This window comes from Pseudoselenomonas ruminis (assembly GCF_008271295.1).
GTDB classification, from domain to species: domain Bacteria; phylum Bacillota; class Negativicutes; order Selenomonadales; family Selenomonadaceae; genus Selenomonas_A; species Selenomonas_A ruminis.
Genome location: NZ_VTOY01000005.1, coordinates 129268 through 145868, shown reverse-complemented (window position 1 = coordinate 145868; position 16601 = coordinate 129268). Strand labels below are relative to the sequence as shown.

Sequence of the window (16601 nt, the reverse complement as noted above, 5' to 3'; positions counted from 1 at the left end):
CATCTTGGCGTAGTGTTGGCACTGTCCCTAGCGGCGGCAAAGGGGTGCTTCGAACGTGAACTCACGAACTGATAAACTGCAATTTACCATATCAGAGATGATGTGGTTTAAAGCGAATGTCGGGGGATTTGTCTTTGGAAATATAGCTTGATGGGGTATAATAGGAGGTACGAAATATAATTTTGAGATAGAAAGATGCGTGCAGCTTGTGAAATTTGGCGAATTTATGGTAAAGCTTCCGAAGCAGGATTCTCATGTATTCCTGCTGGCGGGCGAGGAACATTATTATATCGATAAGGCGTTGGCCAAGATTATGGCGGGCCTGTTTTCTGATTCGCAGGAAGCGGCGGATTCGGTGCAGAAGTTAAATGGTGAGGTGGATGCTGACGATTTGGTCAGCATGATAAACACCGCTCCGTTTTTTACGGCGAAAAATGTGCTACTCATCCGGAATACGACATTGTTTAAGGATAACCGCAAAAAGGATGAGGAGCAGAAGTCTTCCGGCAAGGATAAGAAAATGGAGCGCTTGTTAAATGTGCTGGCGGATATGCCGGAGTTCAGCTATGTGATTTTCATATCGCCGGACAAGGCGGATAAACGGCGCAAAATCTATAAGCTGGTCGAAAAATGCGGCATGGTGCTCGAGGCGGAGGCGATCCGTGCCTGGAATATCAACGATTGGCTGCAGGGAAAACTGCAGGCGATGAATCGCGATATGGACCGGGATGCTTATGCGTATTTTCAGGGAGCCGTCAGCATGATGCAGCAGATTTCCTTGGAATTTTTAGACCGGGAATTTGACAAGCTGGCCCTGTTTTCCGAAGACCGCCGGATTACCAAGGCGGCTTTGGTCAAGGTATTTGCCGGACTGCCGGAGGTATCGATTTTTGCCCTGATGGATGCTATCAGTGAGCGCAATGCGCAGAAGGCGTTGATGCTTTTGCGGCGGCAGCTCGATGACGGCACGTATTTCACCGTGATATTGTCGCTTTTGACCCGTCATGTCCGCCAGCTCTGGCAGGCGAAAGTTTTGCAGGAGAAGGGAATTCGCGGCAAGGCGTTGGCAAAGCCGCTGGAACTAAATCCGTTTATTGCCGAAAAACTGGGCAAAGCGGCCCAGCGATTCCCCGAGCAGGTATTAAAACGAGCGATGCTTGAGCTCATTGATGCGGATTACTGGCTGAAGACAGGCCAGGCCGGCAATGAGATTCTGGAGCATACGGTCATAGAACTTTGCCGTGGCGCAGCCTGAGGATAACAAAAATCCCGCATAAATCAGTTTCTTTACTGGTTTATGCGGGATTTTTTGCCTTAGTGGCATTTTTGTGGGGTGATAGCGGCAACAAAGGCGGACAGCAGCATCGGAATGGTCGTCAGCAGCAGGGCTGTCGGAAGACCGATGTAGTCGGCCAGCCAGGCAGTGAGTGCTGTGCCGATACTGCCGAGTCCGAAGGATAAGCCCATCATCATGCCCGAAGCCATACCGGCATTGCCAGGCATTAAGCCATGGGCCCAGACGATGGAGCTTGGCTGGGGCGCCAGCAGGAAGAATCCCGAGAAGAATAAAGCGGTTAGCGCCAGGGGATTTGTGCCAGCGTGTGTGAAAAAGTAGTAGGTCGGCAAAGCGCCAAGCAGCAGTGAGGCGATGATGACTGTCTTGTGGGAAAGACGTTTGCCGCCGATCCAGCCACCTGCCAGTCCGCCAGCTGTGCAGCCTACGAGAAACAGCGTAAGCAGGAACCCGGAACGCAGGGAACTGCAGCCCGCATGAATTAACAGCAGGGGCAGGAAGGTGGACACCGAGGTATGCGTCCAGCAGCGGAGGCCCATGGACAGGTTGAGCTTAATGACGGCGCGGTTGGCGAGCAAAACGGAAAGCTTTGGCGGTTTTTCGTCTGCGCTGATTTTGTCTGATTTCGTGGATATTGCAGCCAGCTTGCTGCCGGACAAAATCCAGGCCAGGAGAATACTGGGCAGGATGAGCCACGGCAGAGAAGTAAGCGGCAGTGCTTCCGTAAAGGCCACTAGGGCAATCGGGGCAAAGGCAAAGCCAAAATTGCCGCCTGCAATGTAATAGGACATAGCACCAGCCAGCTTTTTGGCTTCAACCGATTTTGCCACCAACGAGGAACCTAAGGGGTGAAATAAGGAAACCGAAAGACCGGTCAGGGCAATCAGCAGGAATAACAGTACCTTGGATTCGACGAAGCCGATAGCACAAATGCAGGCTGCACCAAAGGGGAGAACGGGAACCAGAACGTTATGCCAGTTATGATGGTCCATAAAATAGCCGAAAACCGGCTGGAGAATGTTGCTGGTAATTGACATGACCATTACCAAAAGGCCGCTTAACGTAAGCGACAGTCCCAGCTTTGGCATGATGATAGGCAGCAGAATGGGGAGAAAATTGCAGTAGAAATCGTTGAGCATATGACCTGCACTGAGCAGCAGGGTATTTATGCGTGGAGTGCTTGGAATCATCAAGAAGCCTCCATGGCGGAGACAAGCCGTTTGACTGGCAGGAGTTTTAGGATCAGGCAGCAAATCAAAAATTCCGGTACGAGGTAGGTGATGTTAAAGAGAAATGAATAGAGGTAGACCGAGGTGCCGGCTGGCGCATAGGAGCCAAAGAAGACGACACCGGAAAGAAAATGGCAGGCAAAGCGTCCGAAAAAGGCGGCTGCCGTGCCCAGAAAACGGTGATGGGGACTAAGTCCGGCAAGGCCCATGGCCATAAAGGGCAGCGGGTAATCGAAAAGAACCTGTACGGGATGGAGGACGAAGGGGTCCTGCAGGAGATTTATCATACCGTAGAGGAATCCCGTCAGCATGCCGATGCCTGGTCCGAAGCGGTAGGCAATCAACAGCAGTGGCACCATCGAGCCGGCCGTCACACTTCCGCCTTGTGGCATGTGGAAGATACGGAGCTGTTGCAGGATAATTGCCAGCGCAAGCATTAAAGCGGCGAAAATAATCGTATGGGTGCTGAGCTCTTCCTGACGGATGCGGATGAATCCCAGAACCAGGGCCAGCAATCCAATCAGCAGGGCAGTAGCAGCTGGATTAGCAAGTAAATCGTTCAAGCAAAGCACTTCTTTCTATAGTAATTTTGATAAAAAACGATTGCTTCAATTGTAACACAGTTTTGGAAAAGAAACGATACAATTTTACAGCCGATTTTCCAGGCGGAGCTGTAACAAAACACACGGCGGAAAGTTTTTTCCTATGGTAAACTGTTGGTGAGAAAAGGGGGAGCGTCTATGACTAAATGGGCCGTGATTTATTCTTCGGTTACTGGCAATACTCGGCAGATTGCGGAGGCGATTGCTGAGCAGGCTGGTGATGCCGATGTGTTCCGGGTACAGGATGCACCGGCAGATGTATCCGGATATGATGTAGTAGCTTTGGGTTATTGGCTGCGCTTGGGGCAGCCGGACCCGTTGATGCTCAAATACTTGCCGACGGTAAAAAATGTCCGCGTGTGCTTTTTCCAAACCCATGGAACTTCGCCGGTGAGTGAGCATGCGATTACCTCATTTGCCCGCGCCGGTTATTATTTGGGTGAGGGCTGTGAAATACTAGGAACGTTTGGCTGCCGTGGAAAAATCAATCCGGTGATGCAGAAGAAACGCGCGCAGGCTGGACCGGATGATCCCCATGGAGGGGCAAAGAGCCTCGAGCGCTGGAAGCTGGCGTCTACTCATCCTGATGAACAAGACCTCGCCGATGCGAAGGATTTTGTCGTGCGCATGGAGCGCAAGCTTATCCTGAAAGAGCGATTCCTGGCAAGGCAGGCGGCCAAGCGCAAGGAACAGCAAAAGAATCCGTCAGATGATTGAGCGCGGAAGACCATTTTTACCAACAAAGTTGGCGAAGTGGTCTTCTTTTTTTGCGAGTCAATAGATATCTGAAAGTTATGATAGTTATCTATTTAGTGCAAAAAGTATACTGATTGCGTTGACAATAAACAGCATTAATGTTAATATAAAATGCGTAAACGGAAAAGAAAATAATCGTGAAGAGATTCTTCTTGAAAAGCAGTCGGTTGCTGGAATCAAAGGCCGGCTGCTTTTCCTATGAATAAAAAAAGTATTATTTTCAATTATCGGCGTTTACGATTTCCTACAAGTTTCTATTATTAAATCCTGTTTTAGAAGGGAGTCTTTGGACTACATGGAGGCATTTTGTATCGCAGTCGCTTTGCTGGGGTTGATGTACTTTGCCTACCGCGGCTGGTCAATCATCCTGATTGCGCCGTTTTTTGCGGGGCTGGCAGCCTTGGCAAGCATGTTTGATATTCTGCCGGTGTACAGTGAATTGTACATGACGCGGCTGGCGGAATACGTCAAAACATACTACCCGGTGTTTTTGTTTGGTGCTGTATTTGCACGATTGATGGAAAAGGGCGGGCTGGCATCAGCTGTAGCTGCTAAGATTGTCGATGTGCTTGGGGAAAAGCGGGCAATACTGGCTGTGCTGATGGGCTGTGGTGCGCTGACCTATGGCGGACTCAGTGTATTCGTTGTTGCCTTTGTCATGTATCCGTTTGGTGCGGTGGTATTCAAGAAAGCAGATATTCCGAAACGACTGCTCCCGGCAGCTTTGTGGGTGGGTATCTTCTCCTTTGCGATGGTATCGCTGCCTGGTACGCCACAAATCCAGAACATCATTCCGTCGTCTTATTTCCAGACCAGTACCTGGGCGGCTCCGGGCATCGGCCTGTTTGCGTCGCTGCTTTTCCTGCTGATTGGCTGGGGCTGGATTGGACGCCGTGCAAAGCTCTTGAAGGCACAGGGAGAGGGCTATGGCAATCACGTCACTGAGGGACGCAAAAAGCGCAATCCGAAAATCCATATTCCTTGGTATTGGGCGCTGCTGCCGCTTGTCATGGTCATTGTCATCAATGTGGTCCTTTCCAATCCGTTTGGCTGGGAATGGGGCTTCCATTGGAATGAGGAAAGTCTCGAGGCCTTCAAGCCGCTTCACTTATCGCTTTTGGCCGCGAAAGTCGGCAAAGTGTCGGCTATCTGGTCAATCAGCGTGGCGCTTATCCTGAGCAGTTTTGCGGCTGCCTATATTGGCCGTAAACGCTTCATCGTTATGGATGGTTTTTTGGCACCGATCAATTATGCTGCTTTGTCTTCGGGAACGGCGGTATTAAATGTCGCTTCTGGTTACGCCTTTGGCTGCGTTATTACGGCCATGCCGGGCTTTTTGCCAGTGACCGATTGGCTGATTGGCATTGCGGACTCGTTTGGCCCGCTGCTGTCGGCGGTCATCACGACGAATATCATGTGCGGTATCACAGGATCGGCTTCCGGCGGCTTGACGATTGCTCTGTCGGCATTGGGAGACCAATGGGCGGCTATGGCAACGGCTGCGGGAATTCCGCTTGAGGTCCTTCACCGTATCGTGGCAATTGCTTCGGTTGGTATTGACCCGGTCCCGCATTGCGGTGCACTGGTTACACTGCTGGCAATCTGCGGGCTTACCCATAATGATTCCTACTACGATATTGCCGTGATTATGGGGTTGAAATTTTTCGTTCCGTTCTTGTGTATTATCTTCTATATGCTTACTGGAATATGCTAAAAAATATAGGCCCGAAACCGAGTTGGTTTCGGGCCTATATTTTTATCTGGATTTTGTCAATCATCTGGAACTGGTTGTGAATTGTGTTGAATGCTGTTGATTGTGGACTTGAAAAAGTGATTGGGAATGATAGGATACATGGATGGCGCTATAATCGTTCCACCGATTATGAGCATAGCCAGGAATGTAATTATCATAAAATCGTTTTCATCGTATCAAGGTATCATCTTGAAAAGAAGATTTGTGATACCAGCTCCAAAGAGAAAAAGGACTAAAATCCTTATGCGGATGATACCGAGTATACGGACCTTTTTAGATACGTAATGGGGTTGTATCCTCAAGGGATGATATGATTATAGCATAGATAGGTCTTTAGTCGCAAGTGAAAAATAAATAAAAAATATGGAAAAAGTTTCGGGACATAGTTCCGAAGCTTTTTCCATTAAGGATTCAGCGATATCAATGCTGCAGCGAAAGTTTCTTCTCATAGAAGTGCTGGCGGCGTTGTGCGACTATAGTCTTAGCTTCACTGTCGCGGTCCATCTGATGACGGGTAAAACGATGGTGGCGGGCAAGCAGGTAGTAGTAAAGTCCGATACCGAGCAGGGCAATCGCCCCAGCACCGATGTATACGACCTGGAAGCCAAAGTCTGGGACGAAGCTGCCTAACGTATACGGGCCGACGCCGATGCCGAGGTCAAGCAGGACAAAGTAGGTGCTGGTGGCGATGCCGACCTGATGCATTGGTGCACAGTGGACCGCCAGTGCGTGGCAGGAGGCGGTTACGGTACCATAGCCAAAGCCTAGGAACAAGGCACCAATCAAAAGCGGGATATCCGAGGTCGCCCGGGCGATGATGCTCATGGCGATGGCCATGCAGAGCAGTGACGGATAAATGACGATGTTGCCGCCGTAGTTATCGAGCAGGAAGCCGGTAAGTGGACGGCTGATAAAAGAAGTCGCGGCAAAGCAGAGGAAGAAACAAGTGGCCCCGATACCCGTTACGCCAATGGCATTGGTATAAGCTCCCAGAAAGCTCAAGACCGTCGAATAGCAGACGCCGCCCATGAAGGCAATGGTAGAAATGCCAAGTGCCTTTATGGAGAAAAAGCGGTCAAAGGAAATATGATGTAAGTCTTCCCGTTCCGAGGGGAGAATGACACGTTCCGGCGTTTTGAGGAAAAAGGAAAGAAGGAAAATCACGAATGTTGCTGCGGAGCAAATTTCAATGCCGAGACTAAAAGCACCGGCTTGGGTAATATTCATAGCCAGGAACGGACCAATGGCTGATGCCAGCGTAACTCCCAGGGTGAAGTAGCCAATGCCGGTTCCCATGCGCTTTAGGGGAACCAGGGCGGCAACAACAGTGCTGGCCGCGGTGGAAGTAGTCCCGAAGGCCAGGCCATGAAGAAAGCGAACCACCATAAAGGTTCCGAGGGTTGGGGCTAGTTCATAGCATAATATCAACAGGAAGAACAGGGAGGTCCCGCCTAAAAACATTTTGCGGCGGCCGACAAAGTCGATAAAGCGCCCTGCGGGAATGCGGGCGAAAAGTGCGCCCACAATAAAGAGGCCGGAGGCAAGGCCGGCCATACCGATGGAGGCGTTCCAGGTATGGATGGCATAAGCCGTAGACCAAAGCATCAACAGGAAATGAACGCTGTAAACAAGAAAGTTGATGCCGATATCAAAAACATAATCTTTGCTCCAGAGTTTTTCCGAAGCAGCTTCAGAAACAGATGACATGGATAAAGTCTCCTTTCGCACTGCGTGACGGCACCGGAAAGGACGGCAGACGGGGAAGGGCAATGTTTGCAGATAATCTGCCGCATCCGTTGCGTCGATATGAGCTGTGACGCTTAGCTCATGGATGTAATCTCGTGAAATCTGACTGGTCATAGATTCACCTTTCTATCATATATAAACTACAAGTTTCAAACAGTCATTATAGGAGTGGCGGCGAATCTTGTCTAATGCATAATAGGCACGGAACCTTTGCAAAAGATGCATATTAAAACTAAATGGACACAAAACAGTGCATATATGAGAAAACATCACGATAACTATGCATAAAAATCATCGAAAATCACATACGTTTCTTGAAAGAGCTGATTTTACTTCGTATAATATAGCTATCTATATTTTGTTATGCATGTGATGCAAATTGACCGGTCAAATTTTGTTGGAGGAGACGTAACGACAATGGAGTTAACGCAATTAAAATATTTTCAGGCTTTGGCGCGCCATAAGAATTTTACCCAGGCAGCCAAATCCATTCTGGTATCCCAATCGGCGCTCAGCCGCTCCATTGCCAAACTGGAACAGGAACTCGGAACGACCCTTTTGAGCCGTCATGGAAAAGAAACTGAACTGACGGAAGCGGGAGAAAAATTCCTGTTCCATGTCGACCGGGTACTCCGTGAGATGGAGGTGGCCCGTCAGGAAATCAAGATGGATAATGGCGGCGAGGGAACCGTGAGCGTTTCGTTTCTTCATTCGCTGGGCGATACCTATCTGCCGTTGATTCTCAGCCGGTTTCATGCCCGGTATCCGCATGTTGGCATTAAGCTGAATCAGCAAAATTCGGCCGTGATGTCCGAGGAGATTATGGAAGGCGATACGGATATCTGCCTCTGCTCGATGTTAAATGGGGATGACATTGCCTGGATGTATCTTTGGTCAGAGGAACTTTTCCTGGTGGTGCCGGATTCGCATCCATTGGCACAGCGGGAGACGGTGCGGCTTGAGGAAATTGATGGCGAGCCATTCATCACCTTGAAGACGGAGTACAACCTCCGGCAGCAGGTCAATCAATTGCTTGATTTGGCGGAGAGCCAGCCACAAGTAATATTCGAAGGCGATGAGGTTCACAATCTGATTTCACTGGTGGCGGCAAAACTTGGTGTGAGCCTGCTGCCACATATTCCCTGTACGGAACAGATGGGGGTAAGTTATATTCCTGTATCGTTCCCCGCCTGCAAACGGGCGGTGGGAATTGCCTGGAATACCCGGCGGCCATTGACGCCGGCGGCAATTTGTTTTCAGCAGTTTACGATTAATTATTTCCGCGACCATCAGGATGCGGAGTGAAGGTTTGGGATTGAGGCGTTATTATGCAGATAAAAGGATTGTTATTGCTGCTAGCGGCGGCGTTCATCTGGGGAACGACTTTTGTCGCGCAGATGGTGGGAATGGAAGGCTTAGGGCCATTTACCTACGCGATGTCACGTTATTTTCTCGGTTTTTTGTTTTTAATCGGGCTCTGGTGGCTTCAGCGGAAAAAGCGGGAACGGCAAAAACAGCAGGGGCTTTATCATCCTGGCTGGCGGGCCGGGTTTGGTGCGGGATCAATCATGTTCGTGGGAACGTCGCTGCAGCAGGTGGCGATGCTTTATACGACTGCGGGCAAGACGGCCTTTATTACGGCGTTATACATCATCCTGGTTCCGATGGGGGCGGCTTTGCTCGGCAAGAAAATCTTCGGCGAAAATTGGGCTGGGGCAGGGGTGGCCTTGGTGGGGCTTTACCTGCTTTCGATTCACGGGGAATTATCCTTGAGCTTTGGCGATGGCTTGGTGCTGCTAAGTGCACTGTTTTGGGCGGCGCAGATATTGTTTATCGACCGCTATGCCGAGCGCGTGGATGCCATTGAGCTTTCAACTGCCCAGATTGCGGTTTGCTGGCTGGGCAGTACCTTGGCGGCACTGCTGTTTGAGACCATCGAATGGGCACCGATTATGGATGCCTGGTTTGCTGTTTTTTATGGCGGTGTCATGTCTGGCGGTGTAGCCTTCACCCTGCAGATTGTCGGGCAGAAATATACAGACCCGGGACCGGCGGCAATTGTCATGAGCTTTGAAGCTGTCTTCGGTGCGGTGTCGAGCTGGCTCATTTTGGGAGAAATCATGAGCAGTGCGCAGATTGCCGGTTGTGCGTTGATGATGGCAGGTGTTTTGCTCACGCAGTCAAGGTTGTTATTCGCGGGCAGAAAACGATAACAAGGGGACGAGAAGATGGGGAACAAGAAGCGTTGGCGGACGGCCATGGTCCTGTTGGTGCTGGTGGCCGTGTTGGGGATGTGCTTCAGCTGGCAGCAGCTGGATGAGCCGGCTAAAGCGGAGGAGGATTTGCCACAGCTCGTGATTTATTCGCCGCATCCGCTGGAATTTACCCAGCCGCTGCTGGATGAGTTCGAGAAGTCGGCAGGGGTCCGGGTGCGTCTCGTGAACGGTGGTACAGGAAAATTGTTGCAGCGCGTCCGGGAGGAGCAGGAAAATCCGCAGGCCGATATCCTTTGGGGCGGCTCGGTTTCGATGATAAAGCCCGATGCCGGCTTGTTCGAAGAGTATGAGTCCGTCAATGAGGCGATGATGCGCCCGGAGTTTAGGAACCGCGAAGGAAGTCTGACGCGATTTACCGATGTGCCCAGTGTATTGCTGGTAAATACGGATTTGGCCGGCGATTTACCCATCGGGGGATATGCCGATTTATTAAATCCGCGGCTGCGTGGCAAAATCGCCATGGCGGACCCGGCCGTGTCGTCGTCTTCGTACGAGCAGATTATCAATATGCTTTATGCGATGGGAGATGGCAATCCGGAACAGGGCTGGGAATATATCCGTGCCCTTTCGGCCAATCTTGATGGCAGGCTGCTGGATAGCTCCGCTGATGTCTACGAAGGAGTGGCGCGCGGGCGCTATGTGGTAGGATGTACCTTTGAGGAAGCAGCGCTCACCTATCAGCGCTTAGGAGCGCCGGTACGGATTGTCTACATGAAGGAAGGCGTTATCAGCGAACCGGATGGCGTGTATATCATCCGGAACGCCAAACATATGGCTGCGGCCAAACAGTTCGTAGATTTTATCACGGGGCATGGTGCGCAGTCATATATTGCCCGGAATCTTCACCGGCGGAGTGTGCGCAAGGATGTTGCGGCTCCGGAGGGGCTGCAGGAGAAGGATAATCTCGTAATGATTTCGGCTGATGCCGGGGATACCGGGGAGATTCGTCAGCAGTGGCTGGAACGGTTCCGGCGGATTTTTTACGGGACGAAGGAATAAGGAGAAGGCGCTATGCATCAATTTCAAGATGAACTGCGGCAGGCTCTATGGAAGTATGCACTCCTTCCCGTGCTTTTGCTGACTGTTGCGGGATTATTGCTGATTGTGGTCAGCTGGCAGCATTATGTGGTCGAAGACAATGCCCGTCATCGCCAGCAGCTGGTCAGTGGGATACAAACGGTCATGGAGGATGGTTCCAGAAGAATCGGGCGCATTGCCGAACAGCTCGACAAGACGCCGAACAGCATCGAAGCCATCCAGTGCGATGGAAACAGCCGGGCAAATGTCATGGCGGCTGTTTACCCGGAGCTTGACAGCACCGATACCGGTCTTGGTTTTTATCTGCTCGACAACCAGGGGAAGGTGGCGGCAGGCAGCCGTCAGCGGCTGCCGGAGGGATTGCAGGATTTATCCGGGGAGTGGGGGATTCTGCAGCGACTGAGTGAATCGGACCAACTGCAGGCTGAATTGGCCGGGGATTCTCATCGGTCGAACCGTTATTTGCTCATGGGAAAAGCGGTAAGACAGGCCGGGCGGCTCGAGGGCTTTATCCTGTTGGTAATGCCAGGGAGTGTTTTGCAGAATCAGCTGAGCGGCGGCAAGCAGGATGTTATCCTGCTGGACCGGTTTGACAATCTGCTGTTTCCGTGGAGCCAGGAGACAGCAGAAGGGAAAGTTCCCGCAGCTTTTTCGCATACCAAGGCCTCATTGGTTCATTATGATCAGCAGCTTTTTTACTCGACGGGGCAGGAAATCGGCCATGGGTTTGCCGTTCTGTCGGTCACGCCGGTAACCAATCTTCTTTCGCGCTATGTGTTAGGTGCTGGCTTTTTGGTGGCGCTCTTTATCCTGATGGTTCCGATTATCGGCGTCAGTGTGCTGCGGGAAAGCCGGGGAAAAGCCAAATCCATCGACGAGCTGGTGGAAGCCTTTGCCGCTGTGAAAACGGGCGACTGGACGCACCCGCTGAAACTTCAGCCGTCAAGCGGCCTGGCCGTGGTGCAGGAATCTTATGAACACATGACCCGAAGCCTGCAGGAACTGATGAAGAAGAACGAAGAAGAGGCCAAGGCCTCGGTGATTTCGGAAATCCGGCAGCTGGAGTCGCAGTTTAATCCCCACTTTCTGTTCAACACCCTCGAAAATATCAAGTTCATGGTGAAGCTCGACCGTGATGCCGCCATTCGCATGATAAAATCGCTGTCGAAACTTTTGCGTTACAGCATCGACAACACGGTCCGGCGGGTGAGCCTCGCCGACGATTTGGCCTATGTGCGGGGCTATGTGGAAATCCAGCAGCTTCGCTTCGGCTCGCGGCTGGAGTATCGGGAACAAATCGACCCGCAAAGCCTTGGCTGTGAGATTCCCAAGCTGATTTTCCAGCCAGCGCTGGAAAATGCGGTCAAATATGGAGCAGATGCCAAGGGCAAAATTGCGATTTTACTGCAAGCGGAGTTTTGTGAAGACACGCTTCAAATCCGTATCGGTGACCAAGGGCGCGGCATGGAGCCGGAAACCTTTGCGAGGCTGCAGGCATTGCTGGAGTCGGAGGAGAATGATTCCGTCCATATGGGCGTCTACAATATTCACCGGCGTATCCGGCTGATGTATGGTAAACCGTATGGCGTTCAGGTGAAACAACGGGAAGCAGGCGGAACGGAAGTGATGCTTGTGCTGCCGATTCTCAGAGAGGAAGGAAAGAGAAATGCTGAAACTGGTAATCGTAGAAGATGAAGAAATCATCCGGCGGGGGCTTATCGAAACGATAGACTGGCAGGCGATGGGGGCCGAAGTCTGTGGCAGTGCGGCCGATGGGGAAGAAGCGTTGGCAGTAATTTCCAAGGTGCCTCCGGATGTGGTTCTGACCGATGTGCGGATGCCGGTTATGGATGGCTTGGAACTTGCGCGGCGATTACAGGAAATTGACGCGTCAATCCAGGTTGTATTTTTGACCAGTCATGCGGACTTTGAATATGCCCGCGAAGCGATGCGCCTTCATGTGGATGACTATCTGCTAAAACCCGTGGATGAAGATGAATTGGCGGCCGTTATGAAACGTCTCTCGGAAGAGCGGGGCGATTCCGCTTTGCCGTTTGAACGGGAGCTTTCGGCGGCGCGGGATAGCCGGAACCCTTATGTGCGGGCAGTCGTGGAAGTGATTGAAAAAAGCTGGCAGCAGCGCATCAGTTTAGAACCGATTGCGGAAAAACAGCAGGTATCGGTCAGCTATCTGTCGCGGAAACTCAAGGAGGAGACAGAAAATACGTTCAGCAGCCTGCTGGCCAAATACCGGCTGCAACAGAGCATTGTCATGCTGAAGGAAGGAACCTGGCGTATCTATGAGGTTGCAGAAGAATGCGGATTCAGTGATTATAAGAATTTTTGCCAGGTGTTTAAACGCTATCTGGGAATGGCGCCAAGTGAGCTTTTAGCAGGCGGCGACCGGGAGAAGGATGGAGAGCTTGGTTCAAAATAGGGGATAATTGTGTATTATTCAGTATTGTTTGTGCGGATGGTATTTGATAAAATGCAGACAGATAAAGAATTCAGCGCTGAAAACTGCCTTTGGGAACAATCGGTTTAGGAGGATGAATTTATGTTAAAACGTTTGACTTCGCTTTGTTGTCTGACTCTTATGGCTGCCGGAACTATTGCTGCGGCAGCTCCGCATTCCGATGCTTTTGAATCGCAATATAAGCTTCAAGAAATGGTGGTATTGAGCCGCCATAATATCCGTTCCCCCCTTAGCGGCAATGGTTCTGCTTTGGCAAAACTGACGCCGCACAGCTGGTTTAACTGGACGTCTGCTCCGAGTGAGCTTTCGCTCCGCGGCGGCGAATTGGAGACGATGATGGGCCAGTATTTCCGCAAATACGCGGTGGCCGAGGGCCTGATGCCGGAAAACTATCAGCCGGAAAATGGCGTAGTGCGGTTTTATGCCAATTCCATGCAGCGCACCATTGCGACGGCACAGTATTTCTCCAGCGGCATGCTGCCGGTAGCAAATGTCAAAATCGAGCACAAATACGCGCCGAGCAAGATGGACCCGGTGTTCAACCCGCAGCTGACTTTTGTCAGTGAGGCATTCCGCGCGCAGGCGATGCAGGAAATCAGTGCCATGGGCGGGAAAGACGGTTTACAGGGCATCGGCAAGAACATGGATAAGCAGTACCGGTTGATGGAAAAAGTCCTGGACCTTGCCAAATCGCCAGCAGCCCAAAAAGATGGCATGACAAAATTCCGGGATGATGATTTGAAGATTATCCTCGATTTGAACAAGGAACCAGCTATGAAAGGCTCGTTAAAACAGGCAAATTCTGCCAGCGATGCGTTTATCCTGCAGTATTATGAAGAAAAAGACCCCGTAAAGGCGGCTTTTGGTCACAAACTAAAGCAGAGCGAGTGGGAAACAATCGCCAGTGTCAAGGATATCTATGGCGATGTATTGTTCACAGCGCCGTCGGTGGCGGTAAATGTTGCGCATCCGCTGCTGCAGGAGATGAATAAGGAACTGTCCTTGAAAGACCGTAAATTCACCTTCCTCTGCGGGCATGATTCCAATATTGCCAGTGTTCTGGCTGCGTTGGACGCAGAACCGTATGAGCTTCCGGATAGCATTGAGAAGAAGACGCCAATCGGCTGCAAACTGGTTGTTGAGAAATGGGCTGGCAAGGATGGTGCAAGCTACGCATCACTTAACATGGTGTATCAGTCGACGAGCCAGCTGCGTGACCGTGAGATGTTAGACCTTAACAACCCGCCGAAAATCTATCCGGTCAAACTCAAGGGCCTAACGGAAAATAAAGATGGCCTTTACCGCCTGCAGGATGTTCAGCAGCGTTTTGCGGAAGCCATCAGTGCCTACGATAAACTGCCGAAGGATGTGCCGGCAGCAGAAAAGAAAGCAGCATAAGGGAGAAAAGAAAGGTGCCGCGGTGGCATCTTTCTTTTTTTTTAGCATTGCTATTTTGCGGGCACAAGTGTATAATCGGTATAAACGGTGAATCTATTGCTAGATGCGAATATTAAGCTGGATGCGGAGTTAGGAAGTGTTTGGCGTGAAGCTTGACAGCTTGAAAATTGTTCTGGCTTGTTTGGCGGTATTCCTCTTCAGCTGAATCTGTGGATAGACAGGTGGAGAGAGAAGAGGCAGGACTGCTTATATAGGCAGCCCTGCTTCTTTTTTTGCCAAGGAAATAGGTGTGACGACTTTTCTTGCGCGATAGGCAGGAATAGCCCCTGATTGTGGAGAATAGTTATAAAAGTATGTTGAAATGAGAGGGGAATGTTCCATGACAGCAGATGAAACATCAATCATAAAACCAAAAGTCAAAATCAAGGTGTTTGGCGTCGGTGGTGGCGGCAATAGCGTTCTTATGCGCATGGGACAGCATAACGATTTAGAGATTGAACTCATTGCCATCAATACGGATGCCAAACAATTGCAGTTGGTAGATCAGGCAGGCGTACGCTGTATTCAAATCGGTGAGTCATTGACGCGTGGACGCGGTACCGGTGGTGATGCAGCGCTGGGTGAAAAGGCGGCAAAAGCTGAGGAAAAGAAAATCAAAGATGCGCTCAATGGAGCAGACCTCGTCTTTGTCACGGCTGGCATGGGCGGCGGCACCGGTACTGGTGCTGCACCCGTGGTGGCCCGGATGGCGAAAGAAATGGGACTTTTATCGGTTGGCGTTGTGACCGTTCCATTTTCGTTTGAGGGAAATCGCAAAAAACGCACGGCTATGGAAGGCATCGTGAAGATGCAATCCCAGATGGACGCGCTGATTGCCGTGGAAAATGACAATCTTATGAAGCTGCCGGAAAATCGCCGGATGACGCTGGTATCGGCGTTCGAAGCAGCGGACAAGGTGCTCAAGCAGGCCATCAATTGTGTAGCGGAGCTGATTCTCACGACGGGCGTTATCAATGTCGATTTCGCAGATGTCACGACCATCTTCCGCCAGAGTGACAGCAGTGATGCACTGCTTGGAATTGGCAGCAGCAACCGCAGTGCTATGGATGCGGTAAAAGCTGCCGCCGAGAGCCCGCTTATCGAAAAAGGACTCAAGGGGGCACGGGGAGTTATCCTCAACCTTACGGGCGACAGCAGTCTGAGTCTCTACGATGTGGATGAGGCAACCCGTTACATCATGGATAACTCGGATGAAGAGGTCAATATCATTCTGGGGACGGTCATCGATAACTCGAGGGGCGGCAAAGTTCAGGCAACGATTATTGCTACGGATTTTGTCGACAGCGTCGTGATGAAATCACCTACGGTAAAGGTTCCGGAAAGCAAGGTGAAAAAGGAGACCTTTTCCCTGGATACGCCGTCATTCATGAGCAAACCGGCTGCCAAGACGGAGGAGAAGTCTTCCGGAGCCTTTGCGATTCCGGCATTTCGTCTGACGGTGGATGATAAAGAAGAGAAATAATTATCAAGAGGGACTGTGAAAAAACCTTTATATTGACATAAAATATAGAAGCCTCCATAAGATCGATTCATTTACCTTATGGAGGCTTCTATGAATTTATCTACGCACTTTTTACAAATTACAGTTTGCAGGTTACAAGAATCTCATTCGAATCAGCTCTTCGCCGCCGCTAGGGGCAGTGCCAACACTACGCGGGAGATGTTTTCCTAAACGAAATTTTTATCTTTAATTAAGCATCGAAAAAGTTGCAAAACGCGCTTCGCTTGAACGGTAGCAATTTTTCGACGAACGGTGAGGATAAAAATTTCGTTCTTCACGAAAAACATCAAACGCTTCGTTTATGGCACTGCCCCTAGCGGCGGCTGAGGATGTGGCGAGTTTCCCCAAGCTTCACCCTCCGAGGGCATAGTAGCTTCGTGCCAGCTCTAACCGAGGCGGCGGGGGCCCCAGTACCATAAGCGTAGCCTTGACGTTCCGCGTGAAGCAAGAAATTTTTGCCTGCGTTCTCGTT

At 50.8% G+C, this 16601-nt stretch carries 13 protein-coding genes; 10 read left to right on the top strand and 3 right to left on the bottom strand.

The window, feature by feature from the left end; translation table 11 throughout:
* Positions 1-208 precede the first annotated feature (208 nt).
* A complete protein-coding gene (holA, locus tag FZ040_RS08290; protein WP_149171553.1) occupies positions 209-1255 on the top strand; it encodes a DNA polymerase III subunit delta in 1047 nt (348 codons plus the stop codon).
* Between the two features lie 59 nt (positions 1256-1314).
* Here the strand turns inward: holA and FZ040_RS08285 are convergent, their stop codons facing one another.
* The gene (locus FZ040_RS08285) at positions 1315-2484 is read right to left on the bottom strand and encodes an MFS transporter (protein WP_149171552.1); all 1170 of its coding nucleotides are present in this window, start codon (positions 2482-2484) and stop codon (positions 1315-1317) included.
* The gene (thiT, locus tag FZ040_RS08280) at positions 2484-3086 is read right to left on the bottom strand and encodes an energy-coupled thiamine transporter ThiT (RefSeq protein WP_255448808.1); all 603 of its coding nucleotides are present in this window, start codon (positions 3084-3086) and stop codon (positions 2484-2486) included. Before thiT ends, FZ040_RS08285 begins: the two co-directional genes overlap by 1 nt.
* 177 nt (positions 3087-3263) lie before the next feature.
* Between thiT and FZ040_RS08275 the strand changes: the two genes are divergently transcribed.
* Both FZ040_RS08275 and FZ040_RS08270 read left to right on the top strand, forming a co-directional pair.
* Entirely contained in the window at positions 3264-3842 is a 579-nt protein-coding gene (locus tag FZ040_RS08275; protein ID WP_149171551.1) for a flavodoxin family protein, read from the top strand.
* A gap of 334 nt (positions 3843-4176) precedes the next feature.
* Positions 4177-5595: a GntP family permease gene (locus FZ040_RS08270; RefSeq protein WP_149171550.1), complete on the top strand. Its 1419-nt coding sequence runs from the start codon at positions 4177-4179 to the stop codon at positions 5593-5595.
* 459 nt (positions 5596-6054) lie between these two features.
* On the opposite strand, the gene FZ040_RS08265 is transcribed toward FZ040_RS08270, so the two are convergent.
* Positions 6055-7341, bottom strand: coding sequence for an MFS transporter (locus FZ040_RS08265; protein WP_149171549.1), 1287 nt, complete (start codon positions 7339-7341; stop codon positions 6055-6057).
* Positions 7342-7797: 456 nt separating this feature from the next.
* Here FZ040_RS08265 and FZ040_RS08260 point away from each other — a divergent pair, with 456 nt between their 5' ends.
* The 7 genes from FZ040_RS08260 to ftsZ all read left to right on the top strand — a co-directional run bounded on the left by FZ040_RS08260 (position 7798) and on the right by ftsZ (position 16090).
* Positions 7798-8685 carry a LysR family transcriptional regulator gene (locus FZ040_RS08260; protein WP_149171548.1) on the top strand — a complete coding sequence of 296 codons (888 nt, stop codon included), beginning with the start codon at positions 7798-7800 and terminating at the stop codon, positions 8683-8685.
* Positions 8686-8708: 23 nt separating this feature from the next.
* Complete coding sequence (locus FZ040_RS08255; protein WP_187620284.1) at positions 8709-9593, top strand: DMT family transporter; 885 nt, start codon at positions 8709-8711, stop codon at positions 9591-9593.
* A 15-nt stretch (positions 9594-9608) separates the two neighbouring features.
* Positions 9609-10655, top strand: coding sequence for an ABC transporter substrate-binding protein (locus FZ040_RS08250; protein WP_149171546.1), 1047 nt, complete (start codon positions 9609-9611; stop codon positions 10653-10655).
* A 12-nt stretch (positions 10656-10667) separates the two neighbouring features.
* Entirely contained in the window at positions 10668-12389 is a 1722-nt protein-coding gene (locus tag FZ040_RS08245; RefSeq protein ID WP_149171545.1) for a sensor histidine kinase, read from the top strand.
* Positions 12361-13131, top strand: coding sequence for a response regulator transcription factor (locus FZ040_RS08240; RefSeq protein WP_149171544.1), 771 nt, complete (start codon positions 12361-12363; stop codon positions 13129-13131). Before FZ040_RS08245 ends, FZ040_RS08240 begins: the two co-directional genes overlap by 29 nt.
* Positions 13132-13251: 120 nt before the next feature.
* A complete protein-coding gene (locus tag FZ040_RS08235; RefSeq protein WP_149171543.1) occupies positions 13252-14568 on the top strand; it encodes a histidine-type phosphatase in 1317 nt (438 codons plus the stop codon).
* Positions 14569-14947: 379 nt separating this feature from the next.
* Positions 14948-16090, top strand: coding sequence for a cell division protein FtsZ (gene ftsZ / locus FZ040_RS08230; protein WP_149171542.1), 1143 nt, complete (start codon positions 14948-14950; stop codon positions 16088-16090).
* The last annotated feature ends 511 nt before the right edge of the window (positions 16091-16601 follow it).

Bases quoted from the DNA above. Each gene is read 5' to 3' on its own strand.
- FZ040_RS08285 (WP_149171552.1), bottom strand. From the start codon at position 2,484: ATGATTCCAAGCACTCCACGCATAAATACCCTGCTGCTCAGTGCAGGT.
- FZ040_RS08275 (WP_149171551.1), top strand. From the start codon at position 3,264: ATGACTAAATGGGCCGTGATTTATTCTTCGGTTACTGGCAATACTCGG.
- FZ040_RS08270 (WP_149171550.1), top strand. From the start codon at position 4,177: ATGGAGGCATTTTGTATCGCAGTCGCTTTGCTGGGGTTGATGTACTTT.
- FZ040_RS08265 (WP_149171549.1), bottom strand. From the start codon at position 7,341: ATGTCATCTGTTTCTGAAGCTGCTTCGGAAAAACTCTGGAGCAAAGAT.
- FZ040_RS08260 (WP_149171548.1), top strand. From the start codon at position 7,798: ATGGAGTTAACGCAATTAAAATATTTTCAGGCTTTGGCGCGCCATAAG.
- FZ040_RS08255 (WP_187620284.1), top strand. From the start codon at position 8,709: ATGCAGATAAAAGGATTGTTATTGCTGCTAGCGGCGGCGTTCATCTGG.
- FZ040_RS08250 (WP_149171546.1), top strand. From the start codon at position 9,609: ATGGGGAACAAGAAGCGTTGGCGGACGGCCATGGTCCTGTTGGTGCTG.
- FZ040_RS08245 (WP_149171545.1), top strand. From the start codon at position 10,668: ATGCATCAATTTCAAGATGAACTGCGGCAGGCTCTATGGAAGTATGCA.
- FZ040_RS08240 (WP_149171544.1), top strand. From the start codon at position 12,361: ATGCTGAAACTGGTAATCGTAGAAGATGAAGAAATCATCCGGCGGGGG.
- FZ040_RS08235 (WP_149171543.1), top strand. From the start codon at position 13,252: ATGTTAAAACGTTTGACTTCGCTTTGTTGTCTGACTCTTATGGCTGCC.
- ftsZ (WP_149171542.1), top strand. From the start codon at position 14,948: ATGACAGCAGATGAAACATCAATCATAAAACCAAAAGTCAAAATCAAG.